Genomic DNA, 19,657 nt, shown 5'->3' on the forward strand with positions numbered 1-19,657 from the left:
AGGAGCTCCGGGGCAGCGGCTCCCGGCGTCCTCATTCGAACTGGGTGGCGTACAGCTCGGCGTAGGGACCGCCAGTGGCCAACAGCTGTTCGTGGGTACCGCGCTCGGACACGCGCCCGCGTTCGATGACCAGGATCTGGTCGGCGTGACGCACGGTGGACAACCGGTGCGCGATCACGACGCTGGTGCGATCGTGCATGGCCGAGTCGAGCGCTCGCTGGACCGCGACCTCCGACTCGGAGTCCAGGTGGGCGGTCGCCTCGTCCAGGACCACGATCGGGGGCGCCACCAGCAGCAGCCGCGCGATGGCGAAGCGCTGGCGTTCACCACCGGAGAGCCGATAGCCGCGTTCCCCGACCATGGTGTCCAGCCCGTCGGGCAGGCGGTCGACGAGGTCCAGGACGTGGGCGGCCGCCAGCGCATCGCGCATCTGCTGCTCGGTGGCCTCCGGCGCGGCGTAGAGCAGGTTGTTGCGGATGGTGTCATGGAACATGTGGGCGTCCTGGGTGACGTAGCCCACCATCCTCTCCAGCGACTCCCCGGTGACGTCGCGCACGTCGTCGCCACCGATTCGCACCGCACCAGCGGACACGTCGTAGAGGCGGCGGAGCAGGTGGGTGATGGTGGTCTTGCCGGCCCCCGAAGGCCCGACCAGGGCCACCGTCTGCCCGGGTTCGGCGCGGAAACTGATGTCGAAGAGGACCGGGTCATTGGGACGCTCCGCCTTCGCGCTGGCCGGTTCCAGCGAGGGCAGCGAGTAGTCCGCCGGGTCGGGGTAGGTGAAGGCAACGTGGTCGAACTCGACGCTCGGAACCGGGGTGACGGGTTTCGCGTCCGGGGCATCAGCGATGAGGGGCTTGATGTCGAGCACCTCGAAGACGCGATCGAAGCTGACCAGGGCGCTCATCACGTCGACGCGGACGGTGGTGAGCTGCATCAGCGGCCCGTAGAGGCGCATCAGCAGACCGGCCAGCGCGGTGAGAGTTCCGACCGTCAGGTCCCCCTGGATGGCCTGCCAGCCGCCCACACCGTAGACGACCGCGGTGGCCAGGGCGGCGACCAGCGACATGGAGGCAGCGAAGACCCGGCCGATCATCGCGATCTTCACCCCGACGTCGAGTCGGGCGTTGGCGGGCTTCGCGAACAGGTCGTGCTCGCGCTGGGGGTCCCCGAAGAGCTTGACCAGCAGCGCCCCGGAGACGGTGAAGCGCTCGGTCATCATGGCGGCGATGTCCCCGTTGATCTGCATGGAACGCTTGGTCAGTTCGGCGACCCGTCCACCCACGATCCAGCCGGGGACCATGATCAAGCCGCCCAGCACGATGGAAGCCAGCGTCAACGTCGGGCTGAGCGCGAACATGGCCGCCACCACCAGCACCAGCGAGATGACATTGGAGACCACGCGGGACAGTGTCGAGGTGAAGGCCTGCTGGGCTCCGATGACGTCGGACTGGAGCCGGGAGACGAGCTGTCCGGTGTGGGTGCGGCTGAAGAAGGCCAGCGGCATCGCGGTGACGCGGTCGAAGACCTGGATGCGCAGGTCGCGGATGAGTCCCTCCCCGATCCGTGAGGAACACCAGGTCTGCAGCAGTCCGATGGCGACGTCCGCGATCGCCAACACGCCGACCACGATTGCCAGAGTGACCACGACGCGAGTGTTGCCCTGCAGCACGCCGTCGTCGATGATGCGCTGCAGCAGCAGCGGTGGCGCCACGCCGATGACGGCGCCCACGACGATGGTGACCAGGAAGAGGGTGAGCATCCCGGTGTAGGGGCGGGCGTAGCCGAGGACGCGCCGGGCCGTGCCCTCGCCGATCTTGTAGCCCTTGATCTCCTCGTCCTTGGACAGCGACCGCATCATGCGGCCGCCGCCCATGCCGCCACCGTGGCCGGCCACCGTCATTCCGTCTCCCCTGCTTCCAGCCGTCGTCGGACTTCGGGTCCGCCCAGGCGTTCGATCGCCTCCGGGTCGCCTACGACGACCAAACGGTCGGTCGCGCGGGAGAGCCCGACGTAGAGCCTCTCGGCCCCGCGCTCCCCTCGCCCAGAATCGTTCACACACAACACCACCGCCCGGCGTTCCATTCCCTTGAACCCCAGGACGTGCCCATAGAACACGTCGCAGTCGACTGACTGGTCCCAGTAGGTGTCCCAATAGCCGCGGTAGCCGTGTTTCTCCTGCAGTTCGGTGTGCTGGGGGTGTCGCTTTCCCACGGTGAGCAGGGCGATGTCGTGGGGGCGCCAGCCCTCGTCGAGCAGGATGTCGACCTGGTCGTCGGAGTCATGGACGGCATCGTCCAGGGTGCTCGGGATGAAGGTGACCTGGGGCCCCGTGCCGCCGCGAGAGCTCATGCCGCTGGGTGCCAGCGGCTTGAAGGTGTCGTAGATCTGCTGGGTGTTGCGCAGGTTGTGGTCCAGGACCAGCGGTACCAGCTGGATCGGAGGTGCCCCGAAGCGGTTGAAGACGCGCTGGTGCTCGTCGGAGTAGATCCCCAGGCGGCCCTGGTCCTGGTCGGCCAGCGCATGCAGGAGTGGTGTCCACCAGTGGTCGGCGAAGTCCTGCGCCTCGTCGACGATGATCGCGTCGAAGCGCTTGCCGTCGGGCAGTTGGTGCGCCTTGTGCGCCATGGTGGCCGGCAACCGGCGTTCCCAGAACTCGGAGTCATCCCGCGTGGCCCTGGAGGTGTCGATGCCCCAGTCGTTGGCCAGTTCCTCAAAGGCGCCCACGAAGCGTGGCTGCTTCTTGCGGGAGCCGACCTGCAATGTTCGTCGCAGGTAGCCGGCCAGGCCGTAGGAATAGCAGAGCACCGCCACCCGCTCCGGGCGTCCGGTCAGACGACCGTCGGCCAGGCGGCGGGCATGTTCTATTGCCAGATGCGTCTTTCCGCTGCCCGCCCCACCACGGATCTCGACGCGCGGCACCAGCCGGGTCACCTGCAGCAGGGTCGCCTGCTGGTCGGTGAGGCGGGAGATCTGCTCATCGCGGGCCTCCGCACCGACCAGGACATCGCGCTGGGGCAGGAAGCGTCCCCCCAGGATGTCCGCGATGAGCCTGACCTGGTCGGTCGTCGGCGGAAGCGCTCCGGAGGAGTGGTGGAGTTCGAGGTTGTCGACCAGCTGGTCCACCAGCGTCGGGAGGTCGCTGCTGCCGCTGACCTGCCAGCGCGGCACCTGGGGGGTGCAGAAGTCGGGTGCGAGCGGGGTGCTGGCCAGCACCACGTGGTGCGCCCAGCGCATCGGTCCCCCACTCCAGCGTGGATCCCTGCTGACGTACTTGATGAGCGCACGTTTGGCCTTCATCGCCTGCTCGAAGGGGTCGATGCGGCGTGGGCCCTCGGGGGTGGACTGCCACCACTGCTGGTCCTCGTGCCACACCCGGCCGCCCTTCACCTCGACCACAGCCATCCCAGAGCCGGGGACCAGCGCCACCAGGTCGGCTTCGAGGTCTTGGGCCTCCTCGGTGATCCGCAGGTTGGCGAGCAGGATCGAGCCCTCGGGGAGGCCGCGCTGCAGTCGTCGGCAGACGTCCTGTTCGTAGGTGTTGACGAAGGTGGGCTTGTCAGGCACGAGTGTGGCAGCCACGGTGCGTCCTCTCGATGGGCTTCTGACATCCCATCATGGACGCCGTGGCGAGTGCCCGGCAGGTCTCCTTCGGGGACGCGTGAGGGGCGGTACCACGTGGGTACCGCCCCTCTGGGCTCATTCAGCGCTGGTCACCAGCGCCTTGGATCAGCGACCGGTGTTGGGGAGGGCGCCGGGCTTCCCGTCCTTGCCGTCCTTGCCGGGCTTCCCGTCCTTGCCGATCAGGGAGTAGACCTGGACGACGGAGGGGCGGGGGCCGGCCATCTCGCCGGCGCGAGCGCCAGCCTTCTTGAAGTCCGGGAAGTAGGAGATCGGCTCAGCGAAGGTGCCACCCTCACCCGGGTGCTGGACGGCCACGAAGACCATGTTGTCCAGGTCGTGGATGACCGGGCCACAGGTCTCGGCGCCAGCCGGGACAGCGAGGAACTGCTCGACGCGACCGCGCTCGGCACCCACGAGGGTGACCTTGTGCAGGGCGTCGCAGTAGCCGATGGTGCCGGGCTGGCCGTCGGTAGAGACCCACAGGTTGCCCTTCGAGTCGAAGGCGACGTTGTCGGGGCAGGAGATCGGCGAAACCTTGTCGGCGGGGTAGCCGGCGAAGTAGGCCGACGAGGTCTTCGAGGGATCGCCGGCCACGATCAGGATGTTCCAGCCGAAGGTCAGGGCGGCAGCGTCATCACCGGTCTCGGTGACCTCGAGAATGTGGCCGTCCTTGTTCTTGTTGCGCGGGTTGGCCTCGTCGGCCGGGGCCTTGCCCTCGGTGCCACGCTGGGTGTTGTTGGTCATGGCCATGTAGATCTTGCCGGTGACCGGGTTGGGCTCGATGTCCTCGGGGCGGTCCATCTTGGTCGCGCCGACGCGGTCGGCGGCGATACGGGTCCAGACCAGGACCTCCTCGATGGACATGCCGGCGACCATCGACTTGCCGTTCTGGGTCAACGGGATCCAGGTGCCGGTGCCGTCGAAGGCGCCGTCGGAGGGCAGCTTGCCCGAGCCGTCGATCTCGGCCTCGGTGTCACCGGTGAACTTGGCGACGTAGAGGTCACCCTCGGTCAGCAGGTTCTTGTTGGCCTGGCGAGCAGCCCTGGGGTTGTACTTGCCTTTCGAGATGAACTTGTAGACGTAGTCGAAGCGCTCGTCGTCGCCCATGTACACGACGATGCGGCCGTCCTTGGCGACGGAGATGTTGCCGGCCTCGTGCTTGAAGCGGCCCATCGCGGTGTGCTTGACCGGGGTCGAGGTCGGATCCTGGGGATCGATCTCGACCATCCAGCCGAAGCGGTTGACCTCGTTGGCGTAGCCCTCGTTGTTGAGGTCGAAGCGGGGGTCAACGGTCTCCCAGCCGCGCTCGGACGTGGTGGGGATGCCGTAGCGCTTCTCGACCGACGAGCCGGTACCGACGAAGTACTGGTTGAAGTTCTCCTCACCCGACAGGACGGTGCCCCAGGGGGTGGTGCCACCGGCGCAGTTGTTGAGGGTGCCCAGGACCTTGTGGCCGGAAGGATCGGCAACGGTCTTCAGGAGCTTGGAGCCGGCGGCGGGGCCGTCGACCTTGAACTCGGTGGTGCCGGTGAAGCGGCGGTTGCGCTTGCCACCCTTGACGTAGCTCCAGGGCTTGCCGGCGCCGGCGCGGACCAGCTCGACCACGGCGAAACCGTGGGAGGCGATGGCGATCTTGCGGGCCTCGGCGGCGTTGGCCTTGAACCAGTCCTCGGGGAACATGATTTCTTCGTTGGTGTACTCGTGGTTGCACACCAGCAGGCCGTGGGTGTCGTCCTCGGCGATGATGTTCAGGTAGTCGTTGTTGTAGCCGAAGGACTTCTCAGCCTGCTCCACGGTCTTGACGAAGCCGTCGAAGGTCGGGGAGTCCTTGAACATCGGGTCGCCCCAGCGGATCACGGTGTCCCACTGGTAGCCCTTGGGCACGGTCACGGTGTCGACGGTGCGCTCGACCGGCGCGATCGGGGTGAAGGCCAGCTTGCCGCCGGCAGAGCCGTTGCCACCGAAGTCGGCGACTGCCGGGGTGGCGCCACCACCGACGACGTGACCGACAACCACAGCGCCAGCAGCGGCGCCACCGAGGCCGAGGGCTGCGCGGCGGGAGAGGGCAGCGCCGGCGATCTCACGGAAGTAGGAGTTGTCGGAGGTGTTGCAGGTCTCGCCGAGGCAGGCGTTGCCACACTTGTAGTGGCAGGTGGCAGCCGAACGGTTGCCGTTGGTGTGGCCGAACATCGGCAGCAGCTTGAGGCTCTTGTGCATGAAGAACTCCTGGTCAGACGTGATCATGGCGCAGCGGACATCAATCCGATTGCCTGAACACTCTCAGCGACAAGGAACCTGCACGCGACGGCACCGTGAACGGTTGGCAAACAATGGCGCACAGCACGTTTCACACACCACGGCTAGCCATTGCGGACGCCACCCGGACCTGACTAGGCCAATTACTACGCCCCGTAGCGGTCGGAGTGGCTGTCGGCTCCGCCCAGCCCGCGGGTCTCGTTCACGTGTTCTTCTTCTTGGACGCCTTGTCCTTGTCCTTCGACTTGCCGCTCTTCTTCTTGGACTTCTCGGACTTCTCAGGAGTCGGGGGCTTGGGCTGGTGCTTGGATTTCTTGGACTTCTTGACCTGGTCCTTCGACTTCGCCTTCTTCGTGCCCTTGCCCTTCTGTTGTTGGACCTCGAGCGGCCGCACCTTGACGTGGTCCTCCACTGCTGGCGCGGTCATGGTGCGCTGGGCGACCGCCGCCTGGCGTGTGCGGGCCACCGACGAGCGGGTGTCCCCACCGCGGGTCCTCAGGGTGACACCTGCCTCCCGCAGGAGGGTCTGCACGAAGCCGTAGCTTCGACCAAGATCAGCCGCGATGGCACGGATGGATTCCCCGGCCTGGTAGCGCTGGCACAGCTGCCCGGCCAGGGTCTCCCGGGCCTCCCCCGTGACGCGAGACCCAGGCCCCAGAGGGATGTGTGCAGTGACCATGGTCAGGACCTTTCCTTGATCAGGTATCCGCCCAGCGTAGCTGGACGAGCACCCAGAACGGCTCACGCCAACGCGATGAGGTCCTGGTAGTCCCTGCTCCACAGGTCCTCGACCCCGTCGGGCAGCAACAGGACGCGATCGGGTTCCAGCGCCTCCACCGCTCCCTCGTCGTGGGTCACGAGGATGACCGCTCCCTGGTAGCTACGGATGGCGTCCAGCACCTGCTCCCGACTGGCGGGGTCCAGGTTGTTAGTGGGCTCGTCGAGCAGCAGCACATTGGCCGCCGACACGACCAGGGTCGCGAGCGACAGCCGGGTCTTCTCACCACCGGAGAGGACGCGGGCGGGCTTCTCCACATCATCGCCGGTGAACAGGAACTGTCCCAGCACCTTGCGGCAGTCGGTCTCGTTCATGTCGGCGGCCGCTCGGGTCATGTTCTCCAGCACGGATGCCTTCATGTCCAGCAGGTCATGTTCCTGCGCGAAGTAGCCGAGCTTGAGGCCGTGGCCGGGCAGGATCCGGCCGGTGTCGGACTGCTCGACGCCGGCCAGGATGCGCAACAGGGTCGTCTTGCCCGCGCCGTTGAGTCCCAGGATCACCACCTGCGAGCCGCGGTCGATGGCGAGGTCCACGGAGGTGAATACCTCCAGCGACCCGTAGGACTTCGAGAGGTTCTCGGCCATCAGCGGGGTCTTGCCGCAGGGGGCGGGGGTGGGGAAGGCGATCTTGGCGACCTTGTCCTGGACGCGTTCGCCCTCGATGCCGGCGAGCAGCTTCTCGGCGCGCTTGGCCATGTTCTGGGCAGCGACAGCCTTTGTCGCCTTGGCGCGCATCTTGTCGGCCTGGCTCAGGAGCTGTTCGGCCTTGCGCTCGGCGTTGAGACGTTCACGCTTGCGGCGCTTCTCGTCGGTCTCGCGCTGGAGGAGGTAGCGCTTCCAGTCCATGGAGTAGATGTCGAGTTCGGCGCGGTTGGCGTCCAGGTGGAAGACCTTGGTCACCGTCGCGTCCAGTAGGCCGGTATCGTGGCTGATCATGACCACGCCACCCGGGTAGCCCTGCAGGAAGGTCCGCAACCAGCTGATCGAGTCGGCGTCCAGGTGGTTGGTGGGCTCGTCGAGCAGCAGGGTGTCGGATCCGGAGAACAGGATGCGGGCCAGTTCGACGCGGCGGCGCTGGCCACCGGAGAGCTGCCGGATGGGCTGGCTCAGGACGCGCTCGGGCAGGCCCAGGTTGGCGCAGATCTGGGCGGCCTCGGCCTCAGCGCCGTAGCCGCCGGCGGCGACATGCTCGGCCTCGGCACGGGAATAGGACTCCATCGCCTTCTCGCGCCGTTCCCCGACCGCTTCAGCCATCTCGTTCTCGTAGCGGCGCATCCGACCCAGGATCTGGTCCAGACCCCGGGCGCTGAGGATGCGGTCGCGAGCGGTGACATCAAGATCACCATCGCGCGGGTCCTGCGGCAGGTAGCCGAGCTTGCCGGTGCGGGTGACGGTGCCACCGGAGGGCTGCCCCTCCCCCGCCAGGATGCGGGTCATCGTTGTCTTGCCGGCGCCATTGCGCCCGACCAGCCCGATCTTGTCGCCGGGCAGCACCTGGAACGACACTGGTTCCAGCAGAGTACGGGCGCCGATGGAAACGGCGAGATCCTTGACCTGAAGCACGAGGGGCGAGTCTACGCTCCGGGCGGCCCCGACCCGAATCGGTCAGACCCGAATCGGTCAGACCCGAATCGGTCAGACCCGAATCGGTCAGACCCGATAGCGGTCGGACCCGATAACGATCAGACGTTGTAGCCGATGGCGCGCAGCTGTTCGCGGCCGTCGTCGGTGATCATCTCCAGCGACCACGGCGGCATCCAGACCCAGTTGATCGCCGCGGAGGTGACCAGTCCCTCGAGCACCGTCTGGGTGTCGTACTCGATGCGGTCGGTCAGCGGGCAGGTGGGGCTGGTCAAGGTCATGTCGATGGTGGCGTTGTTGGCCTCGTCGAGGTGCACTCCGTAGACCAGGCCGAGGTCGACGACGTTGACCATCAGCTCGGGGTCCACGACATCACGCATGGCCTCCAGCACGTCCTCCTCGCTCACGGCCGTCCGCGCTGGCGCGTCCACGTCGGGGAGCTCGTCGCGCACCAGGTCGGAGGGGCGGCGAGCGCCCTCCCCACCCGGCGCCAGGGTGTTCTCGGGCTGGGCCATCGGGGAGCCCTGCCCTTCTGCCGCCGGGGTGCCCGGCAGGTCGGCTGTCTGGTCGGACATCATGCCTCCTGTGAGGTGGTGGGTTCGGTGGGCCGGCGGGAACCGGCAGATTCGGCGCGGAGCAGGGCGTCCTTGAGGGCGGACCAACCCAGCAGTGCGCACTTGACGCGGGCGGGGAACTGGGAGACCCCGATGAAGGCGATGCCGTCCTCGAAACGGTCCTCGTCGGGTTCCATCTTGCCCTGCGAGTTCATCATCACGACGAATTCGTCGTGCAGTGCCAGGGAGTCTTCGACGTCACGACCGATGACCAGGTCGCTCATCACCGAGGTCGATGCCTGGGAGATCGAGCAACCCTGGGCGACATAGGAGACGTCCTTGATCATCCCGTCCTCGACATCGACGCGCAGGGTCAACTCGTCCCCACAGGTGGGGTTGACGTGGTGCACCTCGGCGTCGAACGGCTCCCGCAGCCCGGCGTGGTGCTTCTCGCGGTAGTGGTCCAGGATGATCTCCTGGTACATCTCCTCGACGTTCATGCTCCTCCTCGGTCATCCTCGGGGACGGCCCCGGTCTGGGCGCCACCGTCGAGTTCTTCACGGGCGACCCGGCGCGCTTCCCGAGCGGCCTTGCGTTCGGCCAGGGTCATCCTGCCTCGGTGGGAACGCGACTTTCCGGTGAAGAAGTCCCGAGCGTAGTCCAGGGCGTCCACCAGCTGGTCGACCTCGCGGGTGGTGGTGTACAGGTAGCTGCTGGCCCGCGACGAGCTCTGCACGCCCAGACGATCGTGCAACGGACGCGCGCAGTGGTGCCCGCCCCGGATCGCTACGCCACGTGCGTCGGTCAGCTGCATCAGGTCATGGGGATGGACCCCGTCCAGGGTGAAGGCGATCGCTCCCCCACGGTCATCGTCCCGGGTCGGGCCGAGGATCCTGAGCCCCTCGACCTTCATCAGCCGGTCGATGGCGTAACGGGTGATGGCCTTCTCGTGGGCCGCCACCTTTTCCATACCGATGCCACGCACGTAATCGATCGCCGCGGCCAGGCCGACGGCCTGGGCGATGGGGGGCGTCCCTGCCTCGAAGCGAGCTGGGGGTGGGGCGAAGGTCGAGCCCTCCATGCGAACGACCTCGATCATCTCGCCACCGCCCAAGAAGGGGGGCAGGGCCTCCAGCAGCTGCAGGCGGCCCCAGAGCACGCCGATGCCGGTGGGTCCGCAGAGCTTGTGGCCGGTGAAGGCGAGCATGTCGACGCCCAGCTCGCTCACGTCCGTGGGCCGCTGCGGAACACCCTGGGCACCGTCCGCGACCATGATCGCGCCGTGCTGGTGGGCCCAGTCCGCGATCTCCCGGATGGGGTTGATGGTGCCGAGCACATTCGAGGCCCAGGTGATCGAGACGATCTTGGTCCGGTCGTTGATCAGGTTCTCGGCCCGCGCCTTGTCGAGGTCGAGGTGGCCGTCCTCGGTAATGTCGAACCAGCGCAGCGTGGCGCCGGTGCGCTGGCAGACCAGCTGCCAGGGGACGATGTTGGAGTGGTGCTCCATCACCGAGACCACGACCTCGTCACCCGGCTCCAGGCCGGCGCCCAGCGTGTTCGCAGCGAGGTTCAGGGCCTCGGAGGCGTTCTTGGTGAAGACGACCTCAGCGGCCTCGGCGGCACCGATGAAATCGGCCACGGTGGCCCGTCCGCCCTCGAAGGCGGCGGTGGCTTCAGCGCCCAGCTGGTGCATCGCCCGGGCGACGTTGGCGTTGTGCTCCAAGTAGTGGGAGGCGATGGCGTCCACGACCTGCTGGGGTTTCTGGGAGGTGTTGCCCGAATCGAGGTAGGCCAGCGGGTACCCGTTGATCTCGCGCTCGAGAATCGGGAAGTCCCGGCGAATTGCCTCGACGTCGTAGTTCATCTCCCACTCACTTCCTTGCTTGTGCCCTGGCAACCTGGGTGGACGCCACGGGCCGGGTGCCCGCGCCGATCGGCTCGGCGCGGGCCACGAGCCTGGGATTCAGGCGCGCGAGGCGGTCACGAACTTCTCGTAACCCTCGGCCTCCAGGCGGTCGGCGAGCTCCTTGCCGCCCTCCTCCGCAATGCGTCCGTCCACGAAGACGTGGACGAAGTCGGGCTGGATGTAGCGCAGGATGCGGGTGTAGTGCGTGATGAGCAGCACACCGCGGTCCTTGTCCTCCATGTAGCGGTTGACGCCGTCGGAGACGATGCGCAGGGCGTCGATGTCCAGGCCGGAGTCGGTCTCGTCAAGGATGGCGAACTTGGGCTTGAGCAGCTCCAGCTGGGCGATCTCGTGACGCTTCTTCTCACCGCCGGAGAAGCCCTCGTTGACCGAGCGCGCGCTGAACTCGCTGTCGAGCTGCAGGCGTCCGAGGGCGTCGTTGACCTCCTTGACCCAGGTGCGGACCTTGGGGGCCTCGCCGTCCAGGGCGGTCTTGGCGGTGCGCAGGAAGTTGGCGACCGAGACGCCGGGCACCTCGACGGGGTACTGCATGGCCAGGAAGAGGCCGGCGCGGGCACGCTCATCGACGCTCATCTCGGTGAGCTCCTCACCATCGAGCGTGATGGAGCCCTCGGTGATCTCGTACTTGGGGTGGCCGGCGATGGCGTAGGCCAGGGTCGACTTGCCCGAGCCGTTGGGGCCCATGATGGCGTGGATCTCGCCGGGGTTGATGGTCAGGTCAACGCCCTTGAGGATCTGCTTGGGACCGCTCTCGGTGTCGATGGTGACGTGCAGGTTGCTGATTTCCAGCTTCGACATGTTCTCCAGGCTTTCTGTGTGCGTGGGGTGCGTGGGGTTCAGGACGCCAGCGCGTCCGCGGGGATCGGGTTGTCGACATCGACCTCGAGGTCGCTGCCCACCACCCGGCAGGGGTAGACGGGGACCGGCTGGGTGGCCGGGAGGTTGAGCGCGCGTCCGGTGCGCAGGTCAAACGTGGAGGCGTGCAGGTAGCACTCGATAGAGCAGTCCTCCACGTCGCCCTCACTCAGCGGCACCTGGCCGTGGCTGCAGACGTCATGGATGGCGAAGTACTCCCCCTCGTGCTGGACCAGCGCGACGCGGACCTCCTCGCCGCCGTCGGAGTCCACCTCGACTGCCAGGGGCAGGTTCTCGGTGAGTTCCTCGAGCGGGGCCACGGCTCGCCAGGTCACGAGACGACCTGCAGCTCGTTCTCGACGACCTCCAGCAGGTGCTCCTCCAGCTCGGGCAGGCCGATGCGACGGATGATATCCCAGAAGAAGCCATGGACGACCAGGCGGCGGGCCTCGGACTCGGGGATGCCGCGGCTGCGCAGGTAGAACAGCTGCTCGTCGTCGAAGCGCCCGGTGGTCGAGGAGTGGCCCGCACCAGCGATCTCGCCGGTCTCAATCTCCAGGTTCGGGACCGAGTCGGCCTGGCAGCCGTCGGTGAGGACCAGGTTCTTGTTCGACTCGTAGGTCTCGATGCCCTCGGCCACCTTGCGGATCAGCACGTCACCGATCCAGACCGAGTGTGCCTTCTCGCCCTGCAGGGCGCCGCGGTAGTCGACATTGGAGTTGGTGTTGGGGGCGTTGTGGTCCACGAAGAGGCGGTGCTCGATGTGCTGGCCGGCATCCACCAGGTAGAGGCCGAACTGCTCGACCGAGCCGCCGGGGCCACCGAAGCGGGTGTCCTCCTGCAGGCGAATGTCGCCGCCGATGGAGACGGTGACGGTCTTGACAGTGGCATCGCGTCCGATACTCAGCGAGCGCTGGCCGCCGTGGATGCTGCCCTGCTCCCAGTCCTGGACCGTGACCAAGTTGACGATGGCGCCGTCGCCCACGAGTACGTCGAGCTTCTCGGAGTAGTCGGCATTGCCCTGAAAGCGAATGACGATGGTGGCCTTGGCGTGGGCACCCACGGAGATGACGTAGTGATCGCTGGCGCGTCCACCCTGGCCGGTTGCGGTGAACTCGATGGGCTCGTGGATCTCGACATCGGCCGGGACCTGGATGTGGGTGCGGTGCACGCTCTGCTCGGCAGCCAGCGCGGCGATGCGGTCCACGGGAGCCTCGACAGCCAATTCGCGGGCCTGCTCGTCGGTGAGCTCGGTGACGGTCACCTGCTCAGGGAAGTTGGCGCCCCACTCCAGTGTCTTCAGGCCCTCAGCGGGCTCCAGGAGGGAAGCAAAGCGCTTGATGGGGGTGAAGCGCCAGATCTCCTCACGACCCGTGGGGGCTGAATGATCGGCGAGGTCCCAGGAGGGGGTGGGGTGAAGGTGCGACTCGACCGTCTCGATGGCAGGGGCGACGGCCGGCTGCTCAGTGGTGACTGACAACGTTACTCTTTCTGTTCAGAAGTGTGTGGACGCGGCCCAATCGGGGGCGATGCCCAGGGGTGGACATCGCCCAGCGATGGACGCAAGGGTGGCGCAGGTCAGCCGACCGCGCCCTCCATCTGCAGTTCGATCAGGCGGTTGAGCTCGAGGGCGTACTCCATCGGCAGCTCCCGGGCGATCGGCTCGACGAAACCGCGCACGATCATCGCCATGGCTTCCAGCTCGTCCATGCCGCGGCTCATGAGGTAGAAGAGCTGGTCCTCGGACACCTTGGAGACGGTGGCTTCGTGGGCCATCGACACGTCCTCCTCGCGCACGTCGACGTAGGGGTAGGTGTCAGAACGGCTGATGGTGTCGACCAGCAGCGCGTCACACATCACCGAGCTGGCGGAGTGGCGGGCTCCCTCCTGCACCTCGACCAGGCCGCGGTAGGAGGAACGACCACCGCCGCGGGCCACCGACTTCGAGACGATCGAGCTGGAGGTGTACGGGGCGCAGTGCACCATCTTGGAACCGGCGTCCTGGTGCTGGCCCTCGCCGGCGAAGGCGATCGACAGGGTCTCGCCCTTGGCGTGGGGGCCCATCAGGTAGACGGCCGGGTACTTCATGGTGACCTTGGAACCGATGTTGCCGTCGATCCACTCCATGGTCGCGCCCTCCTCGCAGACGGCGCGCTTGGTGACCAGGTTGTACACATTGTTTGACCAGTTCTGGATGGTCGTGTAGCGAACCCGGGCGTTCTTCTTCACGATGATCTCGACGACCGCGGAGTGCAGCGAGTCCGAGGAGTAGATCGGCGCGGTGCAGCCCTCGACGTAGTGGACGTAGGAGCCCTCGTCGGCGATGATCAGCGTCCGCTCGAACTGGCCCATGTTCTCGGTGTTGATGCGGAAGTAGGCCTGCAGCGGGATCGAGACGTGGACGCCCTTGGGCACATAGATGAACGAGCCGCCCGACCACACCGCGGTGTTCAGTGCGGAGAACTTGTTGTCACCGGTCGGAATGACGGTGCCGAAGTACTCCTGGAAGATCTCCGGGTGCTCCTTGAGCGCGGTGTCGGTGTCCAGAAAGAGGACGCCCTGCTTCTCCAGCTCCTCGTTGATCTTGTGGTAGACCACCTCGGACTCGTACTGGGCAGCCACACCGGCGACCAGGCGGGCCTTCTCGGCTTCGGGGATGCCAAGGCGGTCGTAGGTGTTCTTGATGTCCTCGGGCAGGTCCTCCCAGCTGGTGGCCTGCTTCTCGGTGGAGCGCACGAAGTACTTGATGTTCTCGAAGTCGATCTCGCCCAGGTCAGCACCCCAAGTCGGCATCGGCTTGCGCTCGAACATCTTCAGGCCCTTCAGACGCATGTTCAGCATCCACTCGGGCTCGTCCTTCTTGGCCGAGATGTCGCGGACGACAGCCTCGCTCAGACCGCGCTGGGCGGCCGCGCCGGCCGCGTCCGGGTCGTGCCAGCCCCACTGGTAGGTGGAGAGCGCCTCGAGGTGCTCGTCCTGGGTGGCACCGGTGCCGGGGGCAGGAGCCGGGCGGCTCTGTTCCACGGTGTTCACGTCAGCACCGGTGACCTCGGGAGTCTGGATGGCATTGGTATCGGTGGTCTGGGTCATGAGTCAGGACCTTTCCTTGGGCGAAATCTGGACGTCCACGGGGCGCGGGATGTGCGTGGTGCACACTCCGTCGCCGTGGGCGATGGTGGCCAGTCGCTGGACGTGGGAGCCCAGCAGTCGGCTGAAGAGTTGGGTTTCTGCCTCGCACAGTTCGGGGAACTGCGCCGCCACGTGGGCGACCGGGCAATGGTGCTGGCAGATCTGCTCCCCCGAGCCGACCGGCTTGATGGAGGCCACGTAGCCGGTCTCGGACAGGGCCGCTGCCAGGGCCTGGATGGGTGGGGCGTCCGGAGCACTGACCCGTGCTTCACGGTAGCGGGCCTCGACGTCGGCCACGCGCTGTTCGGCCAGAGACCTCAGCGCACTGGGCCCGGCGGCTGCGGCGAGCTCGCGGATGGCCTGGATGGCGAGGTCGTCGTAGGCCTGGTAGAAGTCCGCGCGTCCGGCGTCGGTGAGCACGAAGACCTTCGAGGGGCGCCCGCGGCCACGTTGGCCGTAGACCTTCTTCTCCCTGCTGGCGACTGCGCCGAGCTCGGTGAGCGCCCCCAAGTGGCGGCGGATGGCGGCGGGGGTGAGCTCGAGTCGTGCAGCGAGTTCAGCGGCGGTACTGGGACCATGCTCGAGAATGGACTGCAGGACACGGTCGCGGGTCGACGCATCGTCGACGGCAGCTGCCGTGGCCGCGTCGGGTTCCCGTCGGAGGGGTCCGCGCTCGACCACGGCGTCACGATGACGGGTCGAGTTTTTCATGACGCCAGCCTTGCGTATTGAAGGCCACGGTTCAAGTAAGGAGGACCTGACCTGCGTGGCTGTGGACGATTTCCGCTGCAAGCGCAAGAACCGGCGGACGGTTCTGTGCACATCACAATCCAGAGGATTTCGGGTAGGTCGCTCACACGGGATGAGCGAGGTGCTGTAGACAGGTGGTAGCAGCCGGGTCAGTGGTGATCCGGCCTGGCCCGAAAGGCAATCATGAACAGTTTCAACCGTCGTTTGCTGCTCCAGGGTGGCCTGGCCGCAGGCGCCGTGGCCTCCCTGGCGGCGTGTGGCGTCAGCACCAGTTCCAGCACTGCCCCGGCGCCCACGGCTGCCGGTAGCACCGGCGCGCCGACCAGCTCCCCCGCCAACACCTCAGGTGGCGACTCGGCCGGTGCCATCACCGTCTGGATCGACTCCAACCGATCCCCGGTGCTGTCCCCCGTGGCCAAGCAGTTTGAGGCCGACACCCAGGTCAAGGTCAACCTGGTGATCAAGGACTTCGGGAAGATCGCCGACGACTTCATTACCCAGGCCCCCACCGGCAAGGGTCCCGACGCGGTCATCTGCGCCCACGATGGCGTGGGTCGCTTCGTCCAGAACGGCGTGATCGCCCCGCTCGAGCTGGGCGACGCCTCCACCTTCCAGGACGTCGCCGTCCAGGCCTTCAGCTACGAGGGCAAGACCTACGGCGTTCCCTACGCCATCGAGAACATCGCCCTGCTGCGCAACACCGAGATGGTCCCCGAAGCCCCCAAGACCTGGGACGACCTGCTCAAGGCCGGCGAGGGCAAGGGCAAGTACAAGGTGCTCGTCGGCCTGGACCCCAAGGCGTCCGACCCGTACCACCTGTACCCGCTGCAGGCTTCCTTCGGCGCCCCGGTGTTCAACCAGAAGCCCGACGGCTCCTACGACGGCTCCAAGATCGCCATGGGCGGGGAACCAGGCCACAAGTTCGCCCAGTTCCTCGCCCAGATGGGCAAGGAGAAGGTCTTCTCCCTCAACATCTCCGGCGACATCGCCAAGGACCAGTTCACCAAGAAGCAGTCTGCCTTCTTCATCACCGGCCCCTGGAACATGGACGTGATCAAGAAGGCCGGTTTCACCTACGCCATTGACCCGATCCCCGCTGCGGGCGACAAGGACGCCACCCCGTTCGTGGGCGTGCAGGGCTTCGTGATGTCGGCCAAGGCCAAGAACGCCGTGGCCACCCAGAAGTTCCTGGTCGAGTACGTGGGTTCCCAGAAGGTGCAGGAGGCGCTCTTCAAGGCCGGCAACCGGGCCCCGGCGAACAAGGCTGCCTTCGAGACCGCCAAGTCCGACAAGGACGTGGCCGCCTTCGGTGCTGTCGGCGCCAAGGGTGTCCCGATGCCGAACGTGCCAGCCATGGGCTCGGTGTGGGCGGACTGGGGACAGACGCAGGCCACCATCATCGGCGGCAAGGCTGACGATCCCAAGGCTGCCTGGGACAAGATGGTCCAAGCCATCCAGTCCAAGATCAAGTGACGCCGAGGATCACCTGGTTCATCAAGGCGCCGTCAGTCGGCGGCGCCTCACGGGGGCAGTCGACCCACGTCGCCCGCCCCTCACCTATTGCACATCTGCTGGCCGCGCCGGTGCGCGCCCGCGGTCGCGATGAAGAAAGTTGGCGATGAGCACCACACTCACTGAACGAGAGAAGCGGGGCACCCGCGCCCGGGAGACGTACTCCTCCAGCCTGACCGCCTGGATCATCAAGATCCTCGGCTTGGGAGCCGTCGACGCCATGGCGGTGCTCGGCGCGCTGACGGCCGCCTCCAAGGGCGCCTGGTTGATCATGGCAGGCTTCCTGTTGATCGCGCTGGCGGCGACCCTCATCTACCTGCCGCCGAACCGGCTCCTCCCGGGCAAGTACCTCTTTCCCGGCTTGGTCTTCCTGTTGATCTTCACCGTCGGCGCGATGATCTACACGGTCTGGGTGGGCTTCACGAACTACGGCGACGGGCACAACGGTTCGAAGAAGGACGCCATCGCGTCCATCATCAAACAGAACCAGGCGCGGGTGCCGAACACGCCCACCCACCCGGCTGCCGTGGCCGAGAAGGACGGCAAGCTCTGGTTGGTCGTGGTCGACGAGAAGGCCCAGGAGGTGAAGGCGGGGACCACCGATACCCCGGCTGCCAAGGTCGAGGGCGCCGAGATGAATTCGCTGGGAGCAGTCAAGGCGCTGCCGGGCTACCGCATTCTGCAGTTCGCCGAGATCTCCAAGCGCTCGCAGGATGTCTCCGCACTGCAGGTGCCGCTGACTGACAAGCCCGAGGACGGCTACTACCGCACCACCACCGGGTCGCAGGCCTTCGTCTACAACTCGACGATCAAGTATGACTCGGCCAAGGACACCTTCACCGACCCCCAGGGGGTCGTCTACACCGACAACGGCAAGGGCAACTTCGCCACCGCCGACGGCAAGACGATTGATCCGGGCTGGCGCGTGAGTGTCGGCGTGGACAACTTCACCTCGATCTTCACCAACAAGGACATCCGCAGCCCGTTCATCGCTGTGACGCTGTGGACCTTCGCCTTCGCGATCCTCAGTGTGTTCAGCACGTTCGTGCTCGGCCTCTTTCTGGCGCTCGTGCTGAACGACCCCAAGATGACCGGCCAGAAGGTCTACCGCACGCTGCTGATCCTCCCCTACGCCTTCCCCGCCTTCCTCTCGGCGCTGATCTTCGCCGGCTTGTTCAACCAGGAATTCGGCTTCATCAACGAGGTGCTCCTCCGCGGTGCGGACATCCCGTGGCTGAACGACCCGTTCTGGTCCAAGCTGGCGCTGCTTCTGACCAACCTGTGGCTGGGCTACCCCTACATGTTCTTGGTGGCCACCGGCGCCCTGCAGTCGATCCCCGAGGACATTCTGGAAGCCGCCAAGGTGGACGGCGCGTCCCCGTGGAAGACCTTCATGTCCATCAAGCTGCCGCTATTGATGGTCCCGCTGGCCCCGCTGCTGATCAGCTCGTTCGCCTTCAACTTCAACAATTTCACCCTGGTCTTCCTGCTGACCCGCGGCTGGCCGCAGTTCACCGACACCTCGCTGAACGTCGGCCATACCGACATCCTGATCTCGATGGTCTACAAGTTGGCCGGGCTCGATGGCAGTGCCCGACATGACTACGGCCTCGCCTCGGCCTTCTCCATCCTGATCTTCATCCTGGTCGGCGTGGTCTCCTACCTCGGATTCCGCCAGACCAAGTCCCTGGAGGATGTGAACTGATGAGTATCGAACAGACCCCCACCGCCGTCTCCGTTGCCGACAAGACCCCGGTCACCGAGTCGAAGAAGCGCCAGAAGATGGTGAGCTCGGAGAACCGCAGGCTCAGCCCCGGCCAGTGGATCGCACGCGTCGGCTGGCGCCACCTGATCGCCATCATCGCGGTCATCTACGCTGCCTTCCCGCTGGTCTACGTGCTGTCAGCCTCCCTCAACCCCAAGGGCAACCTGACTGGTTCGAACAAGCTGTTCACCACCTTCTCGCTGGCAAACTACGAGGCGCTGCTCACCAACCCGCTGCGCCCCTATGGCCGCTGGTATCTCAACACGCTGTTCATCGCCGGGACCACCGCGATCCTGACGGTGCTGCTCGGCGCGATGGCCGCCTACGCCTTCAGTCGTCTCCGCTTCGCGGGTCGCCGAGCGGGCCTGATGAGCCTGCTGCTGATCCAGATGTTCCCCCAGCTGCTGATGGTCGTGGCGATCTTCCTGTTGCTCTCGGCACTGGGCGACGTCGTGCCGTCGTTGGGCATCGGTTCGGCGATCGCGCTGATCCTGGTCTATCTGGGCGGAGCGCTGGGCACGAACACCTACCTGATGTACGGCTTCTTCAACACGGTACCGATGGCACTGGACGAGGCCGCCAAGGTGGACGGAGCAAGCCACGCGCGCATCTTCTTCACCATCATCCTGCGCCTGGTCGCGCCCATCCTGGCGGTGGTCGGCCTGCTCAGCTTCGTTGGCACCTTCAACGAGTACGTCGTGGCTTCGGTCGTGCTGGGCAACGACCCGAAGCAGAACACGCTGGCCATCGGCCTGTTCCAGTACGTGTCGACGGAGTTCAACAGCTTCTGGCAGGTCTTCGCCGCCGGGGCGGTGCTCGCCTCCCTGCCCGTGCTGGTCCTGTTCCTGTGGCTGCAGAAGTACATCGTCTCCGGCCTGACGGTCGGCGCCGTGAAGTAGCACCTCCCGGCGACCGTGGTCATGGCGG

At 66.4% G+C, this 19,657-nt stretch carries 15 protein-coding genes and 1 pseudogene; 3 read left to right on the forward strand and 13 right to left on the reverse strand.

Annotated features, from left to right (window positions below):
• Nucleotides 1-31: 31 nt before the first annotated feature.
• The 13 genes and pseudogenes from M3G03_RS09195 to M3G03_RS09255 all read right to left on the reverse strand — a co-directional run bounded on the left by M3G03_RS09195 (nt 32) and on the right by M3G03_RS09255 (nt 15,414).
• Nucleotides 32-1,903, reverse strand: coding sequence for an ABC transporter ATP-binding protein (locus M3G03_RS09195; protein ID WP_259809399.1), 1,872 nt, complete (start codon nt 1,901-1,903; stop codon nt 32-34).
• On the reverse strand, nt 1,900-3,582 hold the full coding sequence (locus tag M3G03_RS09200; protein ID WP_259809400.1) for a nuclease-related domain-containing DEAD/DEAH box helicase: 1,683 nt from the start codon (nt 3,580-3,582) through the stop codon (nt 1,900-1,902). The genes M3G03_RS09195 and M3G03_RS09200 overlap by 4 nt, the downstream gene beginning before the upstream one ends.
• A 147-nt stretch (nt 3,583-3,729) precedes the next feature.
• Nucleotides 3,730-5,868, reverse strand: a complete 2,139-nt coding sequence (locus tag M3G03_RS09205; RefSeq protein ID WP_259809401.1) for a PhoX family phosphatase — start codon at nt 5,866-5,868, stop codon at nt 3,730-3,732.
• Nucleotides 5,869-6,082: 214 nt separating this feature from the next.
• Nucleotides 6,083-6,559 carry a helix-turn-helix domain-containing protein gene (locus M3G03_RS09210; RefSeq protein ID WP_259809402.1) on the reverse strand — a complete coding sequence of 159 codons (477 nt, stop codon included), beginning with the start codon at nt 6,557-6,559 and terminating at the stop codon, nt 6,083-6,085.
• A 62-nt stretch (nt 6,560-6,621) separates the two neighbouring features.
• Nucleotides 6,622-8,220, reverse strand: coding sequence for an ABC-F family ATP-binding cassette domain-containing protein (locus tag M3G03_RS09215; protein WP_259809403.1), 1,599 nt, complete (start codon nt 8,218-8,220; stop codon nt 6,622-6,624).
• 119 nt (nt 8,221-8,339) lie between these two features.
• The gene (locus M3G03_RS09220; RefSeq protein WP_259809440.1) at nt 8,340-8,753 is read right to left on the reverse strand and encodes a metal-sulfur cluster assembly factor; all 414 of its coding nucleotides are present in this window, start codon (nt 8,751-8,753) and stop codon (nt 8,340-8,342) included.
• Nucleotides 8,754-8,812: 59 nt separating this feature from the next.
• Nucleotides 8,813-9,292, reverse strand: coding sequence for a Fe-S cluster assembly sulfur transfer protein SufU (sufU, locus tag M3G03_RS09225; protein ID WP_259809404.1), 480 nt, complete (start codon nt 9,290-9,292; stop codon nt 8,813-8,815).
• Nucleotides 9,293-9,426: 134 nt separating this feature from the next.
• A pseudogene (locus tag M3G03_RS09230) lies at nt 9,427-10,656 on the reverse strand (cysteine desulfurase); the annotation flags it as partial.
• 99 nt (nt 10,657-10,755) lie between these two features.
• Nucleotides 10,756-11,517, reverse strand: a complete 762-nt coding sequence (gene sufC / locus M3G03_RS09235; protein ID WP_259809405.1) for a Fe-S cluster assembly ATPase SufC — start codon at nt 11,515-11,517, stop codon at nt 10,756-10,758.
• 38 nt (nt 11,518-11,555) lie between these two features.
• Nucleotides 11,556-11,909, reverse strand: a complete 354-nt coding sequence (locus M3G03_RS09240) for a non-heme iron oxygenase ferredoxin subunit (RefSeq protein WP_259809406.1) — start codon at nt 11,907-11,909, stop codon at nt 11,556-11,558.
• Complete coding sequence (sufD, locus tag M3G03_RS09245; RefSeq protein WP_259809407.1) at nt 11,906-13,054, reverse strand: Fe-S cluster assembly protein SufD; 1,149 nt, start codon at nt 13,052-13,054, stop codon at nt 11,906-11,908. Before sufD ends, M3G03_RS09240 begins: the two co-directional genes overlap by 4 nt.
• Before the next feature lie 98 nt (nt 13,055-13,152).
• Nucleotides 13,153-14,664, reverse strand: coding sequence for a Fe-S cluster assembly protein SufB (gene sufB, locus M3G03_RS09250; RefSeq protein WP_259809408.1), 1,512 nt, complete (start codon nt 14,662-14,664; stop codon nt 13,153-13,155).
• 3 nt (nt 14,665-14,667) lie between these two features.
• Nucleotides 14,668-15,414 (reverse strand): metalloregulator ArsR/SmtB family transcription factor, encoded by a 747-nt coding sequence (locus M3G03_RS09255; protein WP_259809409.1) that lies wholly within the window; start codon nt 15,412-15,414, stop codon nt 14,668-14,670.
• A 222-nt stretch (nt 15,415-15,636) separates the two neighbouring features.
• Between M3G03_RS09255 and M3G03_RS09260 the strand changes: the two genes are divergently transcribed.
• The 3 genes from M3G03_RS09260 (at nt 15,637) to M3G03_RS09270 (ending at nt 19,629) form a co-directional block, all read left to right on the forward strand.
• Nucleotides 15,637-16,926: a maltose ABC transporter substrate-binding protein gene (locus M3G03_RS09260; RefSeq protein ID WP_259809410.1), complete on the forward strand. Its 1,290-nt coding sequence runs from the start codon at nt 15,637-15,639 to the stop codon at nt 16,924-16,926.
• Between the two features lie 145 nt (nt 16,927-17,071).
• On the forward strand, nt 17,072-18,670 hold the full coding sequence (locus M3G03_RS09265; protein WP_259809411.1) for an ABC transporter permease subunit: 1,599 nt from the start codon (nt 17,072-17,074) through the stop codon (nt 18,668-18,670).
• A 77-nt stretch (nt 18,671-18,747) separates the two neighbouring features.
• Nucleotides 18,748-19,629, forward strand: coding sequence for a sugar ABC transporter permease (locus M3G03_RS09270; RefSeq protein WP_396121934.1), 882 nt, complete (start codon nt 18,748-18,750; stop codon nt 19,627-19,629).
• Nucleotides 19,630-19,657 lie beyond the last annotated feature (28 nt).

The sequence above is a fragment of the Aestuariimicrobium sp. p3-SID1156 genome (genome assembly GCF_025144225.1).
In the GTDB taxonomy this organism is placed as follows: Bacteria; Actinomycetota; Actinomycetes; order Propionibacteriales; family Propionibacteriaceae; genus Aestuariimicrobium.